This window comes from Marichromatium purpuratum 984, assembly GCF_000224005.2.
Taxonomy (GTDB): domain Bacteria; phylum Pseudomonadota; class Gammaproteobacteria; order Chromatiales; family Chromatiaceae; genus Marichromatium; species Marichromatium purpuratum.
Window position 1 is genome coordinate 559,692 of sequence record NZ_CP007031.1, and the last position, 20,143, is coordinate 579,834.

Annotated in this window: 20 protein-coding genes; 14 read left to right on the forward strand and 6 right to left on the reverse strand. The window is 68.3% G+C overall.

Going from position 1 to position 20,143, the window contains the following annotated elements; genetic code table 11:
- The first annotated feature begins 1 nt into the window (after position 1).
- Positions 2 to 733 carry a DNA polymerase III subunit epsilon gene (dnaQ, locus tag MARPU_RS02590; protein ID WP_005222594.1) on the forward strand — a complete coding sequence of 244 codons (732 nt, stop codon included), beginning with the start codon at positions 2 to 4 and terminating at the stop codon, positions 731 to 733.
- Between the two features lie 99 nt (positions 734 to 832).
- On the opposite strand, the gene fnr is transcribed toward dnaQ, so the two are convergent.
- On the reverse strand, positions 833 to 1,591 hold the full coding sequence (gene fnr / locus MARPU_RS02595; RefSeq protein WP_005222595.1) for a fumarate/nitrate reduction transcriptional regulator Fnr: 759 nt from the start codon (positions 1,589 to 1,591) through the stop codon (positions 833 to 835).
- 203 nt (positions 1,592 to 1,794) lie between these two features.
- Complete coding sequence (locus MARPU_RS02600) at positions 1,795 to 2,208, reverse strand: sulfur globule family protein (RefSeq protein WP_005222597.1); 414 nt, start codon at positions 2,206 to 2,208, stop codon at positions 1,795 to 1,797.
- Positions 2,209 to 2,468: 260 nt separating this feature from the next.
- Here MARPU_RS02600 and MARPU_RS02605 point away from each other — a divergent pair, with 260 nt between their 5' ends.
- The 7 genes from MARPU_RS02605 (at position 2,469) to truD (ending at position 8,985) form a co-directional block, all read left to right on the forward strand.
- A complete protein-coding gene (locus tag MARPU_RS02605) occupies positions 2,469 to 4,112 on the forward strand; it encodes a CTP synthase (protein WP_025275074.1) in 1,644 nt (547 codons plus the stop codon).
- Positions 4,112 to 4,957, forward strand: coding sequence for a 3-deoxy-8-phosphooctulonate synthase (kdsA, locus tag MARPU_RS02610; RefSeq protein ID WP_005222601.1), 846 nt, complete (start codon positions 4,112 to 4,114; stop codon positions 4,955 to 4,957). The genes MARPU_RS02605 and kdsA overlap by 1 nt, the downstream gene beginning before the upstream one ends.
- A gap of 88 nt (positions 4,958 to 5,045) precedes the next feature.
- Positions 5,046 to 6,323 carry a phosphopyruvate hydratase gene (eno, locus tag MARPU_RS02615; protein ID WP_005222603.1) on the forward strand — a complete coding sequence of 426 codons (1,278 nt, stop codon included), beginning with the start codon at positions 5,046 to 5,048 and terminating at the stop codon, positions 6,321 to 6,323.
- A gap of 59 nt (positions 6,324 to 6,382) precedes the next feature.
- Positions 6,383 to 6,679: a cell division protein FtsB gene (gene ftsB / locus MARPU_RS02620; RefSeq protein WP_005222604.1), complete on the forward strand. Its 297-nt coding sequence runs from the start codon at positions 6,383 to 6,385 to the stop codon at positions 6,677 to 6,679.
- The gene (gene ispD / locus MARPU_RS02625) at positions 6,676 to 7,386 is read left to right on the forward strand and encodes a 2-C-methyl-D-erythritol 4-phosphate cytidylyltransferase (protein WP_005222605.1); all 711 of its coding nucleotides are present in this window, start codon (positions 6,676 to 6,678) and stop codon (positions 7,384 to 7,386) included. Before ftsB ends, ispD begins: the two co-directional genes overlap by 4 nt.
- A gap of 70 nt (positions 7,387 to 7,456) precedes the next feature.
- Entirely contained in the window at positions 7,457 to 7,927 is a 471-nt protein-coding gene (gene ispF / locus MARPU_RS02630; RefSeq protein ID WP_005222606.1) for a 2-C-methyl-D-erythritol 2,4-cyclodiphosphate synthase, read from the forward strand.
- Entirely contained in the window at positions 7,924 to 8,985 is a 1,062-nt protein-coding gene (gene truD / locus MARPU_RS02635; protein ID WP_005222607.1) for a tRNA pseudouridine(13) synthase TruD, read from the forward strand. The genes ispF and truD overlap by 4 nt, the downstream gene beginning before the upstream one ends.
- Here truD and MARPU_RS02640 read toward each other — a convergent pair.
- From MARPU_RS02640 to MARPU_RS02650, 3 genes are read right to left on the reverse strand one after another with little or no spacing between them, the layout of a single operon-like run.
- On the reverse strand, positions 8,982 to 12,329 hold the full coding sequence (locus MARPU_RS02640) for an EAL domain-containing protein (RefSeq protein WP_005222608.1): 3,348 nt from the start codon (positions 12,327 to 12,329) through the stop codon (positions 8,982 to 8,984). The genes truD and MARPU_RS02640 overlap by 4 nt on opposite strands.
- 4 nt (positions 12,330 to 12,333) lie before the next feature.
- The gene (locus tag MARPU_RS02645; protein WP_005222610.1) at positions 12,334 to 12,765 is read right to left on the reverse strand and encodes a response regulator; all 432 of its coding nucleotides are present in this window, start codon (positions 12,763 to 12,765) and stop codon (positions 12,334 to 12,336) included.
- Positions 12,762 to 14,753: an ATP-binding protein gene (locus MARPU_RS02650; RefSeq protein ID WP_232229488.1), complete on the reverse strand. Its 1,992-nt coding sequence runs from the start codon at positions 14,751 to 14,753 to the stop codon at positions 12,762 to 12,764. Before MARPU_RS02650 ends, MARPU_RS02645 begins: the two co-directional genes overlap by 4 nt.
- Positions 14,754 to 15,019: 266 nt before the next feature.
- Between MARPU_RS02650 and cbiM the strand changes: the two genes are divergently transcribed.
- The 5 genes from cbiM to MARPU_RS02675 are packed head-to-tail and all read left to right on the forward strand — an operon-like array spanning position 15,020 to position 19,327.
- Positions 15,020 to 15,646, forward strand: coding sequence for a cobalt transporter CbiM (gene cbiM, locus MARPU_RS02655; RefSeq protein ID WP_005222613.1), 627 nt, complete (start codon positions 15,020 to 15,022; stop codon positions 15,644 to 15,646).
- Between the two features lie 4 nt (positions 15,647 to 15,650).
- Positions 15,651 to 16,391 carry a cobalt ECF transporter T component CbiQ gene (cbiQ, locus tag MARPU_RS02660; protein WP_005222614.1) on the forward strand — a complete coding sequence of 247 codons (741 nt, stop codon included), beginning with the start codon at positions 15,651 to 15,653 and terminating at the stop codon, positions 16,389 to 16,391.
- The gene (locus MARPU_RS02665) at positions 16,384 to 17,547 is read left to right on the forward strand and encodes an ABC transporter permease (RefSeq protein ID WP_005222616.1); all 1,164 of its coding nucleotides are present in this window, start codon (positions 16,384 to 16,386) and stop codon (positions 17,545 to 17,547) included. The genes cbiQ and MARPU_RS02665 overlap by 8 nt, the downstream gene beginning before the upstream one ends.
- Before the next feature lie 8 nt (positions 17,548 to 17,555).
- Positions 17,556 to 18,296 carry an ABC transporter ATP-binding protein gene (locus MARPU_RS02670; protein ID WP_232229489.1) on the forward strand — a complete coding sequence of 247 codons (741 nt, stop codon included), beginning with the start codon at positions 17,556 to 17,558 and terminating at the stop codon, positions 18,294 to 18,296.
- Positions 18,293 to 19,327 carry an MlaD family protein gene (locus tag MARPU_RS02675; protein WP_005222620.1) on the forward strand — a complete coding sequence of 345 codons (1,035 nt, stop codon included), beginning with the start codon at positions 18,293 to 18,295 and terminating at the stop codon, positions 19,325 to 19,327. Before MARPU_RS02670 ends, MARPU_RS02675 begins: the two co-directional genes overlap by 4 nt.
- Positions 19,328 to 19,331: 4 nt before the next feature.
- Here the strand turns inward: MARPU_RS02675 and MARPU_RS18065 are convergent, their stop codons facing one another.
- A complete protein-coding gene (locus tag MARPU_RS18065; RefSeq protein WP_005222628.1) occupies positions 19,332 to 19,463 on the reverse strand; it encodes a hypothetical protein in 132 nt (43 codons plus the stop codon).
- 123 nt (positions 19,464 to 19,586) lie between these two features.
- Here MARPU_RS18065 and MARPU_RS02680 point away from each other — a divergent pair, with 123 nt between their 5' ends.
- Entirely contained in the window at positions 19,587 to 20,093 is a 507-nt protein-coding gene (locus MARPU_RS02680) for a hypothetical protein (RefSeq protein WP_005222630.1), read from the forward strand.
- Positions 20,094 to 20,143 lie beyond the last annotated feature (50 nt).

Here is a 20,143-nt window from a genome sequence, read left to right on the forward strand (position 1 = left end):
CATGCAGCAGACACGTCAAATCGTGCTCGATACCGAGACTACGGGTCTCGATCCGCAGGACGGGCATCGCATCATCGAGATCGGCTGTGTGGAGCTGATCGACCGACGCCTGACCCGCAACAACTTCCATCGCTATCTCCAGCCCGATCGCGAGATCGATGCCGGTGCGGTCGAGGTGCACGGCATCACCAACGACTTCCTCGCCGACAAGCCACGCTTCGGCGAGCTGGCCGAGGCCTTTCTCGATTACGTGCGCGGCGCCGAGCTGATCATCCACAACGCCGCCTTCGATGTCGGCTTCCTCGACCACGAGCTGCGGCTGTGGCAGCCGGAGGCGCCGCGCATCGAAGCGCTGTGCTCGGTCACCGACACCCTGATGATGGCGCGCCGCCTCCATCCGGGGCAGCGCAACAGCCTCGATGCGCTGTGCAAGCGCTACGACGTCGACAACTCGCAGCGCGACCTGCACGGCGCCCTGCTCGACGCCGAGATCCTCGCCGATGTCTATCTGGCGATGACTGGTGGACAGGTGAAACTCGGGCTCGGTGAGGTCGAGACGGTGGGCGAGGGCGCCCAGGGCGCGACCGGCGAGCATGGCCGGATCAGCGCCGAGCGTCCGCCGTTGCGAGTGGTGCGAGCCGATGGGCGCGCGCTCGGGGCGCACGCGGCCCGGCTCGAGGCGATCGACAAGGCCAGCGCCGAGGGCTGTCTGTGGTTGCGCGAGCCGGGTTGAGCTGCGGTGTGCCGAATGCTGGGGCGTGAGCCGTGTTCGCCCCTCGCGTCTCGGGGGAGGCGACCTGCGCGCCCCTGAGGATGCAGCGATGCGGTGCGCTCAGCGCTGCTGGTTCTGGCGTCGGCCCTGACCGTTGCCGCCGACCAGGGCCTCGAGCGCGGGCAGGTCGAGCAATTCGATGTGCTTGCGGTCGACGCGCATCAGGCCGTCGTCCTGGAAGCGGGTGAACAGCCGGCTGACGGTCTCCACCGCGAGTCCGAGATAGTTGCCGATCTCGTGGCGCGACATGCTGAGATAGAAGTCGGAAGGCGACAGTCCGCGCTTGTGCAGGCGTTGCGAGAGGCTGAGCAGGAAGGCGGCGAGACGCTCCTCGGCGTTCTTCTTGCCGAGCAGCAGCAGCATGTCGGTATCGTGCCCGATCTCCTTGCTCAGCAGCCGGTACATCTGATGCTGCAGGCTGGGGATGGAGCAGGTGAGTTCCTCGAGCCGCTGGAAGGGGATCTCGCAGATCGCCGAGGTCTCGAGCACCTTGGCCGAGCAAGCGTGCTCGTCCTTGTCGATGGCGTCGAGACCGATGATCTCGCCGGGCAGGTGAAAGCCGAGCACCTGTTCGCCGCCCTCGGGGCTGGGGGCGAAGGTCTTCACCGAGCCGGTCTTGACCACGTAGAGCGAACGGAAACGGTCGCCGTCGCGAAACAGGAAGTCACCCCGATGCAGCGGACGCGTGCGCTTGACGATGTCGTCGAGGCGCTCGACGTCCTCCTGTGTCAGCCCAACGGGCAGGCACAGGGATGAGAGTGTGCAATTCTTGCATGCGACTCGAATCGTCTCTAACGAAACCACTTTTCGCTGGCTCACGACAACACACCTTTCCGCCGGCCGCCCTCTGATTGGGTGACCGTATTGATCTGGATCAAATATCCTCTTTTTAACCGGAACCATCTCGGATTACAAGCCGGTTAACGTCTCGGCGTACCCGTAATGGCGACGATTGCCCACAAAAAAGCCGCGCCAGGACTGGCGCGGCTTCTTGTCGGCGCTGCGCTGGGCGCAGCCGCGGATTACTTGGCGCTGCTCTCCGCGGGGGCCGCCGGCGCGGCCGGTGCGCCGTAGGGCGCATAGGGGGCGCCGCCGTAGTAGGGCGCGCCATAGCCGTAAGGGGCGCCGTAGCCGTAAGGCGCGCCATAGCCGTAGGGACCGTACCCGCCGTAGTAGGGGTGGTCATAGCCGTAGCCGTAGCCACGGCCCCAGCCGCGCCCACGACCCCAGCCACGTCCGCCGCCGCTCATGTTCATGTTGAAGTCGCCCCAGCCGTCTCCGAACATGTCGTTGAACCAGTCGCCCCAGCCGGAGCCGTAGCCCGGCCCGTAGCCACCCCAACCGGGGCCGCCCCACCATGCCTGGGCGGTGTTCATCGAGAAGGCAGCGGTACCGCTGATGGCGGCGATACCGATCACTTTCGCAAGCTTATGCATATTGCCACTCCTGACTATTGAAATGCTTCAGCCGTGTGTGGTCCGCCCGCTTGGGCGGAGGGGCGCGTCGGTCTCCGAGACGAGGCGCAAGCGGAATATACGCGGCACGCTTGGCTTTGTGAAGGTGAGCGGGGCGGCGAATCGTGTACGTTGAGTCGGGGCCGGCAACCCATGACACGCCTCGGATTGAGCCGAGGACGCGATTTTGGTAGTTTGTGCGGGCATTCGGGCGACCGCCCTCGACTCCCTCCTGCTTCCATATGACAAAGTATATTTTCATCACCGGCGGTGTCGTCTCATCGCTGGGAAAAGGCATTTCCTCGGCATCGCTCGGCGCACTCCTCGAGGCGCGTGGCCTGAAGGTCACGATGATCAAGCTCGACCCCTACATCAACGTCGATCCGGGCACCATGAGCCCGTTTCAGCACGGTGAGGTCTATGTGACCGACGATGGGGCCGAGACCGATCTCGATCTGGGCCATTACGAGCGTTTCCTGCGCACCCGCATGGGGCGCAACAACAACTTCACCACCGGCCAGATCTACGAGAGCGTGCTGCGCAAGGAGCGCCGCGGCGAGTATCTGGGCCGCACCGTGCAGGTCATCCCGCACATCACCGACGAGATCAAGCAGAGCATCCGGCTCGGCGCCGAGGGTGCCGATATCGCGATGGTCGAGATCGGCGGTACCGTGGGCGACATCGAGTCGCTGCCCTTCCTCGAGGCGATTCGTCAGATGCGCGTCGAAGAGGGACGCGAGAACGCGCTGTTCATGCATCTCACCCTGGTGCCCTACATCCGCACCGCCGGCGAGATCAAGACCAAGCCGACCCAGCACTCGGTCAAGGAACTGCGCTCGATCGGCATCCAGCCCGACATCCTGCTGTGTCGCGCCGAGCACCTGCTGCCCGAGGACGAGCGGCGCAAGATCGCGCTGTTCACCAACGTCGACGTGGCGGCGGTGATCTCGGCGGTGGACGCCGACAACATCTACCGCATCCCGCGTCTGCTCCACGCCCAGGAACTCGACACCCTGGTGGTGCGCCAGTTCCGGCTCGACGTGCCCGAGGCCGATCTCGGCGAGTGGGATCGGGTACTCGACGGCTTCGACAAGCCCGAGCACGCGGTGCGTATCGGCATGGTCGGCAAGTACATGGACCTGACCGAGGCCTACAAGTCGCTCTCCGAGTCGCTGGCCCACGCCGGGGTCCACACCTCGACCAAGGTCGAGGTGGTCTATGTCGACTCCGAGCGGGTCGAGCGCGAGGGCACCGAATGTCTCGAGGGGCTCGACGCCATCCTGGTGCCGGGCGGCTTCGGCGAGCGCGGCGTCGAGGGCAAGATCGCCACGGTGCGCTATGCCCGCGAGAACCGCGTGCCCTATCTCGGCATCTGTCTCGGCATGCAGGTGGCGGTGATCGAGTACGCTCGCGACCTGGTCGGTCTCGAGGATGCGCACAGCACCGAGTTCGATCCCAAGACCCCGCACCCGGTGATCGGCCTGATCACCGAGTGGCGCGACGACCAGGGGCGGGTCGAGACCCGCGACGCCGACGGCGATCTCGGCGGCACCATGCGTCTCGGCGGGCAGAACTGTCGGCTCGAGCCGGGCAGCCTGGCGCGCAGCGTCTACGGTGAGCCGCAGGTGCGCGAGCGTCATCGTCATCGCTACGAGTTCAACAACCGCTACCTCAACCAGATGAAGGACGCGGGGATGCGCTTCTCCGGCTGGTCGCTCGACAACCGGCTGGTCGAGATCGTCGAGATCCCCGACCACCCCTGGTTCATCGCCTGTCAGTTCCACCCCGAGTTCACCTCGACCCCGCGTGACGGCCACCCGCTGTTCCGTGGCTTCGTCGAGGCGGCGCTCAAGCAGCGCCAGCTCACCGGCGGGCGGGACGACTGATGCGCCTGGCGCACTTCGAGGTCGGAGCGGATCGGCCGCTGTTCCTCATCGCCGGCCCCTGCGTGATCGAGAGCGCGGGGCTGGCCGAGGAGACGGCCGGACGGCTCAAGGAGATCACCGACGCGCTCGGTATCCCCTTCGTCTACAAGTCTTCGTTCGACAAGGCCAACCGCTCCTCGCTCGGCAGCTTCCGTGGGCCGGGCATCGAACGGGGGTTGCAGATCCTCGAGGCGGTGCGCCAGCGTATCGGCGTGGCGGTGCTCACCGACGTGCATGAGGACACCCCGCTCGACGAGGTCGCGGCGGTGGTCGACGTGCTCCAGACCCCCGCCTTCCTCTGCCGTCAGACCAACTTCATCCGCGCCGTGGCCGCGCAGGGCAAGCCGGTCAATCTCAAGAAGGGGCAGTTCCTCGCCCCCTGGGACATGAAGCACGTGGTCGACAAGGCCCGTGACACCGGTAACCAGCAGATCATGGTCTGCGAGCGCGGCGTCTCCTTCGGCTACAACAACCTGGTCTCGGACATGCGGGCCCTGGCGGTGATGCGCGAGACCGGGTGTCCGGTGGTGTTCGATGCCACCCACTCGGTGCAGCTTCCCGGTGGTCAGGGCACGAGTTCCGGCGGTCAGCGCGAGTTCGTGCCGGTGCTGGCGCGCGCGGCGGTGGCCGCCGGCGTCTCCGGGCTGTTCATGGAGACCCACCCGGACCCCGATCAGGCGCTCAGCGACGGCCCCAATGCCTGGCCGCTGGAACGCATGCAGGCGTTGCTCGAGACCCTGGTCGAACTCGACGGCGTGGTCAAGCGTGCCGGTCTGATCGAGTGTGCCGAATCCCCGTCGAGCTGAGGGCAGGGCCGTGCGTGCGGCCCTTCCCCTTTGTGGCGCGACAGCCCAGAATTCACCATCGACCCCAATTTCTCAGGAGAATCGAAGCATGTCCGAGATCGTCGACGTCCGTGCCCGCGAGGTAATGGACTCCCGAGGCAATCCGACCGTCGAGGCCGATGTGATCACCGCCGACGGCGCCATCGGTCGCGCCATCGTGCCCTCGGGTGCTTCCACCGGCTCGCGCGAGGCCTTGGAGCTGCGCGACGGCGAGACCGATCGCTTCTGCGGCAAGGGCGTGTTGACCGCAGTGGCCAACATCCAGGGCGAGCTGCGCGAGGCGCTGATCGGCATGGACGTGCTCGATCAGCAGGCGCTCGATCGCCGCATGCTCGCGCTCGACGGTACCGACAACAAGGGCCGGCTCGGCGCCAATGCCCTGCTCGGTGTGTCGCTGGCCAATGCCCATGCCGCCGCGCAGGAGAAGGCGGTGGCGCTGTTCCGCTCGATCTCGAGCGGTCCCTACCGGCTGCCGGTGCCGATGATGAACATCATCAACGGCGGTGAGCACGCCGACAACAGCGTCGATTTCCAGGAGTTCATGATCATGCCGGTGGGTGCCACGAGCATCCGCGAGGCGGTGCGCTACGGCGCCGAGATCTTCCACGCGCTCAAGTCGGTGCTGCATGCCCGTGGTCTGGCCACCAGCGTCGGCGACGAGGGCGGCTTCGCCCCCGACCTGGCGTCCAACGAGGCGGCCATCGAGGTCATCCTCGAGGCGATCGAGAAGGCCGGCTACAAGGCCGGCGAGGACATCTTCCTGGCGCTCGACGTCGCCGCCTCCGAGTTCTACGAGGACGGCCAGTACCACCTCAAGGGCGAGGGCCGCACCCTCGATGCCGAGGGCATGGTCGACCTGCTCGAGTCCTGGGTCGATCGTTACCCGATCCTCAGCATCGAGGACGGTCTCGCCGAGGGCGACTGGGACGGCTGGAAGACGCTCACCGAGCGGCTCGGCGCGCGGGTGCAGATCGTCGGCGACGACCTCTTCGTCACCAACACCAAGATCCTGCGCGAGGGCATCGACAAGGGCATCGCCAACTCGATCCTGATCAAGGTCAACCAGATCGGCACCCTCACCGAGACCCTCGAGGCGATCGCCATGGCGCACGCCGCCGGTTATACCGCCGTGGTCTCGCACCGCTCCGGCGAGACCGAGGACACCACCATCGCCGACCTGGTGGTCGCCGCCGGCACCGGTCAGATCAAGACCGGCTCGCTGTCGCGCTCCGATCGCATCGCCAAGTACAACCAGCTGATGCGCATCGAGGACCAGCTCGGCGACGAGGCCGCTTACGCCGGTCGCGACGCCTTCAAATGGCTGTGAACGACGCCCCCGGTCGTCGCTGAGCCTGCCCCGGGCCGCCGTTCTCGAGCACCTCATCCATGCGCCTGCTGATCGCGTTGCTGGTGTTCGTGCTGTTGGCGCTCCACTACCGGCTGTGGGTCGGTGACGGGAGCCAGGCCGAACTCGCCGCGCTGCGCCAGGAGATCGCCGCGCAGCGTGTCGAACTCGAGCGCCTCGGCGCACGCAACGCCAAGCTGCGCGCCGAGGTGGTCGATCTCGGCAGCGGGCTCGAAGCGCTCGAGGAGCGCGCCCGCGCCGAACTCGGCATGATCAGGCCCGGGGAGACCTTCCTGCAGGTGATCGAACCTCGCCCCTCCGTGGAGCCCCCGCATTGACCGCCAAACCCGCCTTCTGGGCAGTGATCCCCGCCGCCGGCGTCGGCCGACGGATGGGGAGCGCCATCCCCAAGCAATATCTCGATCTCGCCGACCGGACGGTGATCGAACACACCCTCGAGTGCTTCGTCGAGCACCCCGCCATCGCCGGTGTGGTGGTCGCCGTCGATCCCGCCGACCCCTATTGGCCCGAGACCCGTTACGCCACCCATCCCCGGGTGATCCGCGCGCCGGGTGGCGCGGAGCGCTGCAATTCGGTGCTCAACGGGCTCGAGGCGCTGAGCGGACAGGCCGCCGAAGACGACTGGGTGCTGGTGCACGATGCCGCGCGCCCCTGTCTGCGCCGCTCGGATCTCGACGCCATGCTCGAGGGGCTGGCCGATGATCCGGTCGGCGGCATTCTCGCGGTGCAGGTGCGCGACACCATGAAGCGCGCCGGTGCGGAGGGTCGGATCGAGACCACCGTTGAGCGCAGCGCCCTGTGGCACGCCTTCACCCCGCAGATGTTCCGCCTCGGGACGCTGCGTCAGGCACTGCGTCAGGCGCTCGCCGAGGGCGCGCTGGTCACCGACGAGGCCTCGGCGATCGAGCGCCTGGGGCAGGCCCCGCGGCTGCTCGAGGGCCAGTCGGACAACCTCAAGATCACCCGTCCCGAGGATCTGGCGCTGGCCCGTTTCCATCTGCAGCAGCAGGGGCGTCTCGACTGAGAACAACCGCTGTACCGGGGCGACGGATAGGCCCCGGCTTCCTTCAACCTGCCTTCGGAGAATGCGTTCCATGTTGATTGGTCAGGGTTTCGATGCCCATCGTTTCGCCCCCGGATGCCGACTGGTGCTCGGTGGTGTGGAGATTCCCCACGAGCTGGGACTGACCGCCCACTCCGACGGCGACGTGCTGATTCATGCGCTGTGCGATGCCCTGCTCGGCGCCGCCGGGCTCGGCGACATCGGTCGTCATTTCCCCGACAACGATCAGGCCTATGCCGGGATCGACAGCCGCATCCTGCTGCGCCGGGTGATCGCCAGCCTGCACGAGCGCGGCCTGCGGGTGCACAACGCCGACATGACGCTGATCGCCCAGCAGCCCAAGCTCGCGCCCTATATCGACACCATGCGCGAGGTGCTCGCCGGGGACCTGCAGTGTGAACCGGCGCGGGTCAACGTCAAGGCCACCACCATGGAGCAGATGGGCTTCACCGGTCGCGGCGAGGGCATCGCCGCCTCGGCCTCGGTGCTGCTGGTCGAATGAGCCAGCCGCCGCTGCCCGGGCACACCCCCTTCGCGCAGTTGCCGCGCGCCTATGGCGCGCCGCTCGGGCGCGGTCGGCTGCGGGTCGAACCGGAGGACTTCCAGGTCGAGGAGCGGCTCGCCTTCGAGCCCGACGGTGACGGCGAGCACCTGCTGCTGTGGGTGCGCAAGCGCGAGGCTAATACCGAGTGGGTGGCGCGGCGGCTGGCCGCCTGCGCCGGGGTGGCGGTCTCGGCGGTCGGCTATGCCGGGCTCAAGGACCGTCACGCGGTCACCTGGCAGTGGTTCTCGCTGCCGCGCCCGCGTGCCGGCGAGCCGGACTGGTCGGCGCTTGCCACCGACGGCATCGAGGTGCTGGAGGTCCACGCCCATCGGCGCAAGCTGCGGCGCGGCGCGCTGGTCGGCAACCGCTTCCGTCTCCTGATGCGCGACCTCGCCCCCGACCCCGAGGCCCTGGCCGAGCGGGTCGCGGCGATCGGCGCGCGCGGCGTGCCCAACTACTTCGGTGAGCAGCGCTTCGGGCGCGACGGTGGCAACCTCGCCCAGGCCCATGCGCTGTTCAGCGGCGCGCCGGTGCCTCGGGTGTCGCGTCATGTGCGCGGGCTGTGGCTGTCGGCGGCACGCTCGCAGCTGTTCAACGAGACGCTCGCCGGGCGGGTGGCCGACGACTGCTGGGATCGACCGCTCGATGGGGATCGTCTGCAGCTCGATGGCTGCAACTCGCACTTCGCCGTCGAGACCGTCGATGAAACGCTGCTGACGCGCTGTGCCCGACTCGACGTCCACCCCACCGGCCCGCTGTGGGGCGAGGGCGCGCCGCCGAGCCGGGGCGAGGTGTTGGCGCGTGAGCAAGCGGTGGCCACCGCCTTCCCCGGCTGGCCCGAGGGGCTGGCGGCGGCGGGGCTGGCGCAGGAGCGGCGCGCGCTGCGTCTGCCGGTGTTCGACCTCGTCGCCGAACAGCTCGACGGCGGTGTGCGCCTCACCTTCGAGCTGCCCGCCGGGGCCTATGCCACGGCGGTGTTGCGCGAACTGCTCGATGATTGGGCCACCGTCGACTAGCGCGGCCCGAAGCGTGCGGCGAAGGCCTCCGGGGTGAGCGGCGGGGCACACAGATAGCCCTGATAGGCCTCGCATCCCCGCTCGCGCAGGAATTCCAGCTGCGCCTCGGTTTCGACGCCTTCGGCGATCACCCGCAGTTTCAGGTTGCGCGCCATCGCGATGATGGTGGCGGCGATCTCCATGTCGTCGCGCTGTGCCGGGATGTCGCGCACGAAGCTGCGGTCGATCTTGAGTTCGTCGATGGCGAAGCGACGCAGATAGGCCAGCGACGAGTAGCCGGTGCCGAAGTCGTCGATCGACAGACGGATGCCGAGCGCGCGTAGTGCCTGGAGACGCTGCTCGACCTCGTCGCCTTCCCCCATCAGCATGCTCTCGGTGAGTTCGAGCTTGAGCCGGTGCGCCGGCCAGCCGGTCGCGGTGAGCGCCTGCTCGATGCAATCGACACAGTCGGGTTGCAGCAGCTGGCGCGCCGAGAGGTTGACCGCGATGGTCTCGAGGACCAGCCCGGCGTCGAGCCAGCACATTCCCTGACGGCAGGCGGTGCGCAGCACCCAGTCGCCGAGGGGCAGGATCAGTCCGGTCTCCTCGGCCAGGGGAATGAAGCGCGTCGGTGGTACCAACCCCTGGTCGGGCGTGTTCCAGCGCACCAGTGCCTCGCAGCCGATCAACGCGCCGCTGACACAGTCGAACTGTGGCTGGAAGTGGAGCAGGAACTCCTCGTTTCCCAGGGCCTGACGCAGCCGTGCCTCCAGCTCGAGTCGCTCGGCGGCCTGGGCGCTCAACTCCGGGGTATGGAAGCCATAGTTGCCGCGTCCCTGCGCCTTGACCTGATAGAGCGCGACCTCGGCGTGCTGGATCAGCTCGCTGGCCGAGCTGCCGTCCTGCGGGTAGACCCCGATGCCGATACTGGCGCCGACATGGATCTCGTGATCGCCGGGCAGGGTGATCGGTCGTCGCAACAGCTCGAGCAAGTCGCGGGCGACGCCCGCGGCCTGACGTGGCTGGTGCAGCCGCTCGAGCACCACCAGGAACTCGTCGCCGCCGAGTCGCCCGAGGGTGTCGCCCTCGCGCAGCCGGGTCGCGAAACGGTGCGCCAGGAGTTCGAGCAGGTTGTCGCCGGCAGGGTGACCGAGGCTGTTGTTGATGTGCTTGAAGCGGTCGAGATCGATCAGCAGCACGGCGATGTAGTGACCGTGACGCTGAGCGCGCTCGAGGGCGTGGCTGAGTCGCGACTGCAGCAGCAGTCGATTGGGCAGTCCGGTGAGTGGGTCGAAGTGCGCCAGACGTTCGCGCGCCGCCTCCGAGTGTCTGAGTTGGCTGAGGTCGGTCATCACCCCGACATAGCGCTCGGGATTGCCGGCGGTATCGGTGACCAGGCTGATCGACAGCAGTACCGGGCGCACCTCGCCGCTCTTGATGCGGTTCCAGATCTCGCCTTGCCAGTGTCCCTGTTCGAGCAGGCAGGCCCACAATTGCTGATAGAAGGCGCGACCCTGGCGCTCGGAGCGCAACAGGTTGGGGTTGCGACCGATGACCTCCTCGGCGCTGTAGCCGGTGATCTGGGTGTAGGCAGGGTTGATCGACAGGATTCGGGGTCTGAGGTCGGTGACCACCACGCCCTCGCGGGCGCTCGCCAGGACCGCGGCCGATTGGCGCAGTGCGTTGGTGGTGCGCGCCCGGGTCACCGCCAGCGCGGCGAGCTGGCCGAACTCGGCGATATGCGCCTGGGTGGCGGCGTCGGGGAGACCGGGAGTGGTGCGATAGACGACGAGTATGCCCAGCGCCTCGCCAGTGTCGTCGTGAAAGGGAAAGGACCAGCAGGCGCGGAGTCCGGCCGCCTGATGTTGTTCGAGGTACTGCTGCCAGGCGGGATGTTTGGCGATGTCGGCGACCAGTGCCGGGGTGGTGTCACGCAGCGTGGGGGCGAACGGGGTTCGTTCGGGCGCACAGTCCTCGAGCGCGGCATTGAGTACCGGTGCGAGGTGCGGCGCGGCGAAGCTGCGCAGCCGTTTGTTGACGGGGTCGCGTACCACCACCGAGACCCGCAGTCTGGGTTCGGCCTGCTCGAGCCGGGTGGCGATCTCGCCGAGCAGTTCGGGGAGCGCGCGGTCGTCGAGCAGGCCGTCGAGTACCGCCATGCGGGTCTCGTGGAAGTGCTCGGCATGCTTGCTGTCGCTGATATCGCGCCAGGCGCCGATCGCCTCGGTGTGCGCCGGGCTCTCGTGTCCGAGAATGCGCAGTTCGTCCTCGATCCAGCGCATGCCACCGTCACGGTCGAACAGCCGGTACTGCTGCCTGAGCTGTCCGCGGTTGACGAGCTGACCGAGGGCGCGCTCGACCGACTCGCGGTCGTCGTGATGGATCTGGCGCAGCCACCAGTCGGGGCGCATCGTCTCGTCGCGCGTGAACCCGAGCAGGGCGGTGATGTTGTCGCTGACCCAGGTCGGACGAGGGCGGTGCTGCTCGATGCGCAGGGTATAGAGCACCACCGGGCTGGCCTCGAGCATCAACCCGAGATGGGTCGAGGTCTGGCGCAGCGCGGCGCGTTCGCGGGCCAGCTCGGCCTGGTGGGCGATGCGCTCGAGCGTGGCGGTGAGCTGATGGAGATAGCCGGGCTGCTTGAGGACATAGGCGTCGACCCCGAGCTGCAGCGCGCGCGCGACCACGCGCTCGCCCCCCTGCCCGGAGACGATCACCACCGGCAGCGCGAGGTTGCGGTCGTCGCGCAGTTGCTTGAGTGCCTCCAGGGCGTCCAGACCGGGAAGACGGTAGTCGAGCAGCAGTACGTCGAAGGTCGAGGTGTCCTCGGCGGTGCCCGGCAGGTGATCGAGTGCCTCCTCGGCGCTGCCGACCAGAGTCAGATGGATGTGGGGGGCGTGACGGGTGAGATGGCGGACGGTGAGGTCGGCGTCGTCGGTGTTGCGCTCGGCATAGAGGACGCGCAGTCCGTGCCCGTGGCGCGCCTCGGCGCTGCGGAAGCGGCGCCAGGCACGGGCGAGCCGAGCGGGGAGTTCGTCCGCCTCGATCTCATCCTTGATCAGGTAGTCGTCGGCGCCGGCCTGGAGTGCGTCGGCCGCGCTGCCGGCATCGCCCGCGCCGGTGAGCACGACCACGGCCAGGGGGAGGCGCCGTTCACGGATCCAGTCGAGCAGCTCCAGCCCCGAGCCATCCGGCAGCCCGAGGTCGAGCAGTACCAGCTGGTAGCGCTCCGGGTGGTACAGCCGTTCCCTGGCTTCGGCGAGCGTTGCCGCATGATCGACCCCGACCTGGGGGGCTGTACAGGCCAGCTGCTGGCGTGTCAGTTCGAGGTCGGTGACGTCGTCTTCGACATAGAGGATATCCATGATCCTAGCTTGGGGGTCTATTGGTGCGGCACCAATAGCGGTTGATCTGATGCAGGCCTTCGAGAAAGCGCTCGTAGTTGATCGGCTTGACGATATAGGAGTTGGCGCCGAGGTCGTAGGCGGCCTGGATATCGCGTGGTTCGTCCGACGAGGTGAGCACCACCACCGGGATCAGGCGCCCGGGCTCGCTGCCCCGCAGTCGTCTCAGGACTTCGAGCCCGCCGATCCCCGGCAGCTTGAGATCGAGCAGGATCAGCTGTGGCGGGGGATGGGTGCCGTGCTCCCAGTGTTCGACCCAGGCCAGCACCTGCTCGCCGTCGCGCGCGATGCCGATCCCGTCGGATTCGATGTGGGGGGCGAGCGCGCGCAGGATGAGATCGAGATCGACCGGGTCGTCCTCGACCAGCAGCATCGAGCAGTGCGGTCCGGCACTCATCGTGACAGCTCCAGATAGAAGGTTGCACCATGCCCGGGACTGCTCTCGGCCCAGACCCGCACGCCCATGCGTTGCGCGGCCTTGAGCACGATCCCCAGACCGACTCCGGTGCCCGGATAGTCCTCGGCGCGGTGCAGGCGCTGGAAGACCTCGAACAGTCGGTCGTGGAAACGCATGTCGAAGCCGATGCCGTTGTCCGAGACTGCCATTATGACCCGTCTGCCCTGATCCTTGGCGAGAATCCGGAGGCGTGGTCGTGGGGTGGCGTCGCGGCTGAACTTGATGGCGTTGTCGACGAGGTTGCGGAGGATGATCCGCAGCCCGTCGGGGTCGGCCCTGACGGTGAGTTCGGAGACATCGACCGCGAGTTCGATGTCGCGCTCGACGATCAGAGCGTGTCGCTCGGCGAGCACCGTCTCGATCACCGCGCTGAGTTCGACGCGGCGTCCGGCCAGTGCCTGACGCTCCATCCGCGAGTAGGTCAGCAGATCGTCGATGAGCGCGCGCATCTGCTCGACGCCACGGCGGATGTTGGCGGTGAAGGTGGCGGCCTCGGGCGAGAGTTCGGTGCCATGTTGCTCGATGAGCAGCTGGCTGTAACCGTCGATGCCGCGCAGCGGCGCCTTGAGGTCGTGGGAGACGGAGTAGGTGAAGGTCTCGAGTTCACGGTTGAGCGCGGCCAACTCCTCGGTGCGGGCTGCCACCCGTGACTCGAGTTCGGCGTTGAGCCGGCGGATCTCGTCTTGCTGGCGTTGGCGCTCGGTGATGTCGCGGGCGATGCCGAGGACGCCGAGGAGCTGCCCGGCGGCATCGTAGACTGGGGTCTTGATGGTTTCGGCGAGTTCTCGGTGACCGTCGCTGGCGAAGGTGATCCACTCGTCGTTGCGTCTGGCGCGACCGGCGACGAGTGCGGCCTGATCCTGCTCGCGGAAGAATCGCGCCAGCTCCGGGGCGACGAAATCGGCATCGGTACGGCCGATGATCTCGTGCTCGGAGGCGCCGAAGAAGGACTCGAACCGGGGGTTGCAGACCAGATAGACGCCGTGCGGGTCCTTCAGCCACACCAGGTCGGGGAGGTTGTCGAGCAATGCACGCAACCGCCCCTCACTGTTGATGCGGCGTCGCGTGCTCTGCAGCAGCAGGTGCAGCAGTCCACCGGTGACGAGTGCGGTAACGAGGCCGCCGAGACGGATCAGCCAGCGGGCCGGCGAGGCCGGGTTCCAGCCCTCGCGGGGAATGGCCGCAAGTTCCCAGGTGAGATTGGGCAGCGCCACCGTTGCGCTCACCGGCGCGCGCCGAAAGACCTCGGGGTCACCGAAGAGTACCCGCGGTGAGGTGGTATCGTCCGGCCGGGCGCGCAGTCCCAGCCGCAGCTCGGTATTGGCCGTGGTCAGGCCGCTGATGCGATAGAGCTGCTCGATGTCGAGCACGGTGGAGACCAGTCCCCAGACCCGCGGGCCCTGATCGGTGGCGACGAAGACCGGGGCGTGGATGACCAGTCCGACCCCGCCCTGGATCAGCGGCGATGGTCCATCGATGATGGTCTCGCCGCGCTCGACCGCCTGCAGCGCAGCCTGGCGCTGTGCGGGGTGCTCGCGATAGTCGAGTCCCAGTATCGTTTCGTCGGAGGTGGACGGGTGGACCATGCCGACGATCAGCCCGGGGGCGGCGCTGATGTTGCGCAGCAGTTGCTGGCGTCTGGTGAGATCGTCGACGATCCGGGCGAATCCTGTCTGGTCGAGATCGGGACGGGAGGCGATCAATGCACTCAGTGTGCGGGCGAGGCGCAGGTCGTGTTGCACCACGCCATCGAGTCGGCTGCGCAGCACCGAGACATGATCGGCCACCGCGTTGCGTTTCAACTCCTGCTGGTGGGCGGTGGCGAAGTGCTCGAGCAGCCCGGTGATCGCCAGGATCAGCGCCATCACCAGAACGACCGCCAGCGGGTGATGCCAGCGATGGATCCGAGGGAATGAACGCCGGTTCATCGGTCAGCGTGTGATGTGGCTGATCGCGCCGTGACCGCTCGATCCGTGGGGTCGGGGCTGCAGTGCTCGGGACCGACTCCGGTTGCGGGTGAGATCTGGAGACGGTGACGGGACTCGACGGACATGAGATGTCTCGGGACTGGGACGACCTATCTAGCATAATCCAACCTCCGTCCCTTACTCGGCTGGACTGGCGCGCGGCGGGGGTGATACGGTCGCGACTATCCCGCTGCCTCCACCCGATGTCTACGGGGCTGCCCGCACCCATGCATATCGTCGATGGCGTCCTCTCCATGCCGGTCCTGCTCGGCTCCGCTGCCCTGGCGCTCGCCGGGGTCGGTTTCGGGCTGCGCGCGCTCGACGCGTCCAGCATCCCGCGTGCCGGCTTGCTCACCGCCGCCTTCTTCTCCGTCTCCCTGATCCACATCCCGCTGGGACCGACCAGTGCGCATCTCTTGCTGAGCGGGCTGATGGGCATATTGCTCGGCTGGGCGGTGTTCCCTGCGATCTGTGTCGGTCTGCTGTTGCAGGCATTGTTTTTCGGCTATGGCGGGCTGACGGTGCTCGGGGCCAATACCCTCAATCTGGCGTTGCCGGCGCTGCTCGTCGGGCTGGCTGCACGCATGGTGCTGGCGCGGCTGCGCCCCGGCCTGTCGTCCTGGCTGCTGGTTGCGCTCGGCGCCTTGGTGGGCGCGGGTGCCTTCGCCGGTTCGGCACTGCTGGTGGCCGGGTCGCTGGCGGCCAGTGGCGAGGGGTTGTGGGCGGCGGCCCGTCTGGCGCTGATCGCGCAGCTGCCGGTGGCACTGATCGAGGCGGTGGTGACGGCCGCGGCACTGCGACTGCTGTGGACGGTCCGGCCCGAGCTGTTGGCGCGTTCGGCGCGTGCCTGTTGAGGCGATGCCGGGGGGGCGTGCCGGAGTCGCGTCGCACGGGCTCGATCCTCGGGTGCGGCTACTCTGCTGCCTGGGCTGGGCGCTGGTGGTGGTGGGGCTGGAGGGCGGGACGGCGCTGTCTGCTGCCTTGCTCGCCGGCGTGCTGCTGACACGGTGGGCGGGCATCGCGCCGCGCCGTCTGGCGCGTCTGCTGCTGGTCTTCGAGGGTTTGATGCTGCTCACCCTCGGCCTGCTGCCCTTCACCGTTGCGGGCCAGCCGCTGTGGCAGGGCGGTGGATTAGTGCTGAGCGAGCAGGGGCTGGTCCTCGCCGCGGTGATCGCCGCGCGCGCCAGCGCGGTGGCGCTGGTGACGCTGGCGCTGCTCGCCGGGGTCGGCGCGGGCGGGCTCGGTGCCGCGTTGCGCGCGCTGCGGGTGCCCGGTGCGCTGGTCGAGTTGCTGCTGCTTAGCGCGCGTTATCTCGATGTGCTCGAGCGCGAACAGGCGCGGTTGCGTGCTGCGATGCGTGTCCGTGCCTTTCGCCCACGCAGCGATCTTCATACTTTGACCAGCTATGGTTTCCTCGTCGGGATGCTGTTGGTGCGCGCGCTCGAGCGCGCCGAGCGGGTGGGGGCGGCGATGCGCTGTCGAGGTTATGCCGGGCGCATGCCGCTACCCGAGCTGGCGCCGCTGCGTGGCGCTGATCTCGGGTTCGCGGTCGGGTTCGCGTTGCTGCTCGCGGTGTTGATGGTGCTGGAGCATGGTTGAAGGGGATGGGGTGAGCGCGCGCGCCGGCTCGTCGCCGGCCCGCGTCGAACTGATGAGGACGGGTGCGGGCGCGGTGTTGCGTCTCTCCGGCGAGTGGCGTCTGACCAACGCCCCGCCGTCGGCCGAGACGGTGGTGGTACGTCTCGCGCGCGAGCAGGTGGACGAGCTGGCCTTCGACACCACAGGTCTCGGGGGCTGGGACTCGAGTCTGCCGAGTCTGCTGCTGGCGGTGCGCGCGCACTGCCGGGCGCACGACATCGAACTGGCGCTCGCAGGATTGCCCGAGGGCGTGGTCACGCTGCTGACGCTGGCCGAGGCGGTGCCCCTGCAGTCCGCTCCTCCCATCGAGACAGGCCCGCGCCCGCGCCTGCTGGCCCGTTTCGGCGCGCGGGTGATCGACGCGGCGCGCGCGAGCGGCGCGCTCTTCGCCTTCGTCGGCGAGGTGGTGCTGGCGCTGGGGCGGCTGGCGCGGGGGCGGGCGCGCTTCAGACGCGCCGAGTTCTGGCTGATCGTCCAGCAGGTCGGCGCCGAGGCGTTGCCGATCGTCAGCCTGGTGAGCTTCCTGGTGGGGTTGATCCTCGGCTATATCGGCGACCAGCAGCTGGCGCGCTTCGGCGCGCGCATCTATGTCGCCGACCTGGTGGGACTGGCGGTGGTGATGCAGATCGGCGCCCTGGTCACCGCCATCGTGCTCGCCGGGCGCACCGGCGCGGCCTTCGCCGCCCAGCTCGGCAGCATGCAGGCCAACGAGGAGATCGACGCGCTGCGCACCCTGGGGATCGACCCGGTCGAGTTCCTGGTGCTGCCCCGGCTGCTGGCGCTGATCGCGATGACCCCGCTGCTCGCGCTCTATGCCGATCTCATGGGCATCCTCGGCGGCGCCTTCGCCGCCGCCGTGGTCGGTGGCATCAACCCGACCGAGTACGCGGTGCAGACCGTCCAGGCGGTGGGCTGGAACCACTTCGTCCAGGGTCTGATCAGCGCCGGGGTCTATGGCGCGGTGGTCGCCGTCTCTGGCTGTCTGCGGGGGATGCAGAGCGGGCGCGACGCGGCGGCGGTGGGCGCTACCACCACCTCGGCGGTGGTCACCGCGATCCTCCACATCGTCATCGCCGCGGCGGTGCTGACGGTGCTGTTCGACGCGGTGGGGCTGTGAGCGGAGCGGTGCAGATCCGTCTCGAGGGGCTGAGCGTCGGCTATGGCGCGCGCGCGGTGCAGCGCGATCTCGATCTGGAGATCCGGCGCGGCGACATCTTCGTGATCATGGGCGGGAGCGGCTGCGGCAAGAGCACGCTGATGCGCGCCATGACCGGGCTGTTGGCGCCGCTGGCCGGGCGTATCCTGTTCGACGACGAGTCGTTCTGGGAGGCCTCGCCGGCGGCGCGCGAGCGGCGCATCCGCCGTCACGGGGTGATGTATCAGGGCGGGGCGCTGTGGAGTTCGATGACGCTGGAGGAGAATGTGGCCTTGCCGTTGCAGCAGTACACCGACCTCGGGCCGCGCCAGGTGTGTGAGCTGGTCGACTACAAGCTCGCGCTGGTCGGGCTGGGCGGGTGCGGGGCGCTCTATCCGGCCGAGATCAGCGGCGGCATGCGCAAGCGCGCCGGGGTGGCGCGGGCGATGGCGCTCGACCCCGAGGTGCTGTTCTTCGACGAACCCTCGGCCGGGCTCGATCCACTGAGCGCGTGCCTGCTCGACGAGCTGATCGTCGAACTCAAGCACAGCCTCGGCGCCACCATGGTGGTGGTCACCCATGATCTGGCGAGCATCTTCGCCATCGCCGACGAGGCGGTCTTCCTCGATGCCGAGCGTGGCACCATGCTCACCACCGGCGATCCGCGCTGGTTGCGCGATCATGCCGCCGATGCGCGGGTGCGCGCCTTCCTGCGTCGGGGGGCGGCATGAGTCGTCGCGCCAGTCCCTCGCTGATCGGCGCCTTCGTGCTCGGCGCATTGGCGCTGTTCGTGCTCTCGCTGATCCTGTTCGGTGGCGGGGCGCTGTTTCGTGAGCGGGTTGGCCTGCTGACCTATTTCCCCGGCTCGGTGCAGGGCTTGTCGGTCGGCGCCGAGGTGCAGTTCCAGGGGGTCGCGGTGGGCCAGGTGACCGCCATCGAGTTGGACTTCTCGCCCGCCGACGGTGCGGTACGCATCCCGGTGCGCTATGAGGTCTGGCCCGAGCGGGTGCGGATCAGCCAGGGCGCCGAACCACGCGATGCGCGCGTGGTGCTGCGCGAGCTGGTGGCCCGGCGTGGGCTGCGCGCTCGGCTCGAGTCGCTGAGTTTCGTCACCGGTCAGTACGTGGTCGCGCTGAACCTGGATCCGACGTTGGTCGGCGAGGCCCCCACGGTGCCTGTCGTCGAGGACGGGGGGGATGTGGTGGTGCCGGCGCTGCCGGCGATCCGCGACCAGCTCGGCGAGATGCTGGGGAACCTGCGTCTGGACGAGCTGGTCGATGAGGCGAGCGCTGCCTTGCGCGGTCTCGGCACCTTGCTCGGCTCGGACGAGGCCGGCGCACTGATGGGCAATCTCGACGCCACCCTGACCGGAATCCGCGCCCTGGCCGAGACCCTGGAGCGGCGGCTGCCGCCGCTTGTCGGACGGCTCGACCAGACCCTGGTCGCCTATGAGCGCCTGGCGCGGCGTATCGATGGTGAGGTGGTGCCGGTCGCCACCCGTATCGGTGAGACCAGCGCGGCCCTGACCCGGCTGGCCGAGACGCTCGAGGCCGAGGTCGGACCGCTCTCCGGTGCCGCGCGCAGCACCCTGGGGCAGGCCAGCCAGACGTTGCGCCATCTCGATGGACTGGTCGAGGATGGGCATGGCACCCGCGTGCGACTCGACCGCGCGCTCGCCGAGCTGACGCGCTCGGTGCGTGCGCTGCGCGAGCTGGCCGACTATCTGGAGCGCCACCCCGAGGCATTGCTCCGCGGCAAGTGAGTGCTCAGTCCGGTGACACGGGCGTGGTGACGGTCTGCGCCTGGATGTCCTGGGTCTGGGGTGACTGGGGTGCGAGTGTGGTCTGGACCCCGCCGAAGAGGACAGCGGCGAGTGCCAGGGCTCCGAGAATACCCATGTTACGGCTCCTGGGTTGGTGGTGGATCGAATCGAAGAATCTCACCGTCCCTGGCGCGGATCGGTCGAATCAATAATATAAGAGAAATCTAATATTTTGAACCCGTCTCGATGGAGGCTTGCCATGACCGATTCCGGGAGTACCAGGGATGGACGCCGGCGCGCCCGCCCGATCCTGATCTGGACGATCGTCGCGGTGCTGGTTGCGCTGCCGGCCGCCTGGCTGGGAGTGCGTGGATTGCTGAGTGGCGTCGGTGCGAATGCGCGCTGGGCCGATCCCGATCCGCGCTGCGATATCGCCAGCCGTGACTGCACGCTGGTCCTTCCCGGTGGTGGCGAGGTGCGACTGGCGGTGGCGCCACGCGACCCGATCCCGCTGGTCACACCGCTGCGTCTACAAGTCGTCGTCACCGGGCGTCAGGTCGAGAGCGTCGCGGTCGATTTCATTGGTGTCGACATGGAGATGGGCTATAACCGCGCGCGCCTCGCCCCGCTCGGTGCAGCGCGTTTCGCCGGCGAGACTATGCTCCCGGTCTGCGCGCGCACCCTGATGCGCTGGGAGGCGCGGGTGCTGCTCGAGACCCCGGACGGCCTGCTGGTCGCCCCCTTCCGTTTCGAGACCCGGCGTTAGCTTTTAGCCGCCAGCCGCCAGCCGCCAGCCGCCAGCCGCCAGCCGCCAGC

Coding starts and splice junctions, on each gene's coding strand:
- MARPU_RS02600 (WP_005222597.1), bottom strand. CDS start 2,208: ATGCATAAGCTTGCGAAAGTGATCGGTATCGCCGCCATCAGCGGTACC.
- cbiM (WP_005222613.1), top strand. CDS start 15,020: ATGCATATCGTCGATGGCGTCCTCTCCATGCCGGTCCTGCTCGGCTCC.
- dnaQ (WP_005222594.1), top strand. CDS start 2: ATGCAGCAGACACGTCAAATCGTGCTCGATACCGAGACTACGGGTCTC.
- MARPU_RS02650 (WP_232229488.1), bottom strand. CDS start 14,753: ATGAACCGGCGTTCATTCCCTCGGATCCATCGCTGGCATCACCCGCTG.
- MARPU_RS02665 (WP_005222616.1), top strand. CDS start 16,384: ATGGTTGAAGGGGATGGGGTGAGCGCGCGCGCCGGCTCGTCGCCGGCC.
- MARPU_RS02640 (WP_005222608.1), bottom strand. CDS start 12,329: ATGGATATCCTCTATGTCGAAGACGACGTCACCGACCTCGAACTGACA.
- kdsA (WP_005222601.1), top strand. CDS start 4,112: ATGCGCCTGGCGCACTTCGAGGTCGGAGCGGATCGGCCGCTGTTCCTC.
- MARPU_RS18065 (WP_005222628.1), bottom strand. CDS start 19,463: ATGGGTATTCTCGGAGCCCTGGCACTCGCCGCTGTCCTCTTCGGCGGG.
- MARPU_RS02605 (WP_025275074.1), top strand. CDS start 2,469: ATGACAAAGTATATTTTCATCACCGGCGGTGTCGTCTCATCGCTGGGA.
- eno (WP_005222603.1), top strand. CDS start 5,046: ATGTCCGAGATCGTCGACGTCCGTGCCCGCGAGGTAATGGACTCCCGA.
- MARPU_RS02645 (WP_005222610.1), bottom strand. CDS start 12,765: ATGAGTGCCGGACCGCACTGCTCGATGCTGCTGGTCGAGGACGACCCG.
- cbiQ (WP_005222614.1), top strand. CDS start 15,651: ATGCCGGGGGGGCGTGCCGGAGTCGCGTCGCACGGGCTCGATCCTCGG.
- ispF (WP_005222606.1), top strand. CDS start 7,457: ATGTTGATTGGTCAGGGTTTCGATGCCCATCGTTTCGCCCCCGGATGC.
- ftsB (WP_005222604.1), top strand. CDS start 6,383: ATGCGCCTGCTGATCGCGTTGCTGGTGTTCGTGCTGTTGGCGCTCCAC.
- truD (WP_005222607.1), top strand. CDS start 7,924: ATGAGCCAGCCGCCGCTGCCCGGGCACACCCCCTTCGCGCAGTTGCCG.
- MARPU_RS02675 (WP_005222620.1), top strand. CDS start 18,293: ATGAGTCGTCGCGCCAGTCCCTCGCTGATCGGCGCCTTCGTGCTCGGC.
- MARPU_RS02680 (WP_005222630.1), top strand. CDS start 19,587: ATGACCGATTCCGGGAGTACCAGGGATGGACGCCGGCGCGCCCGCCCG.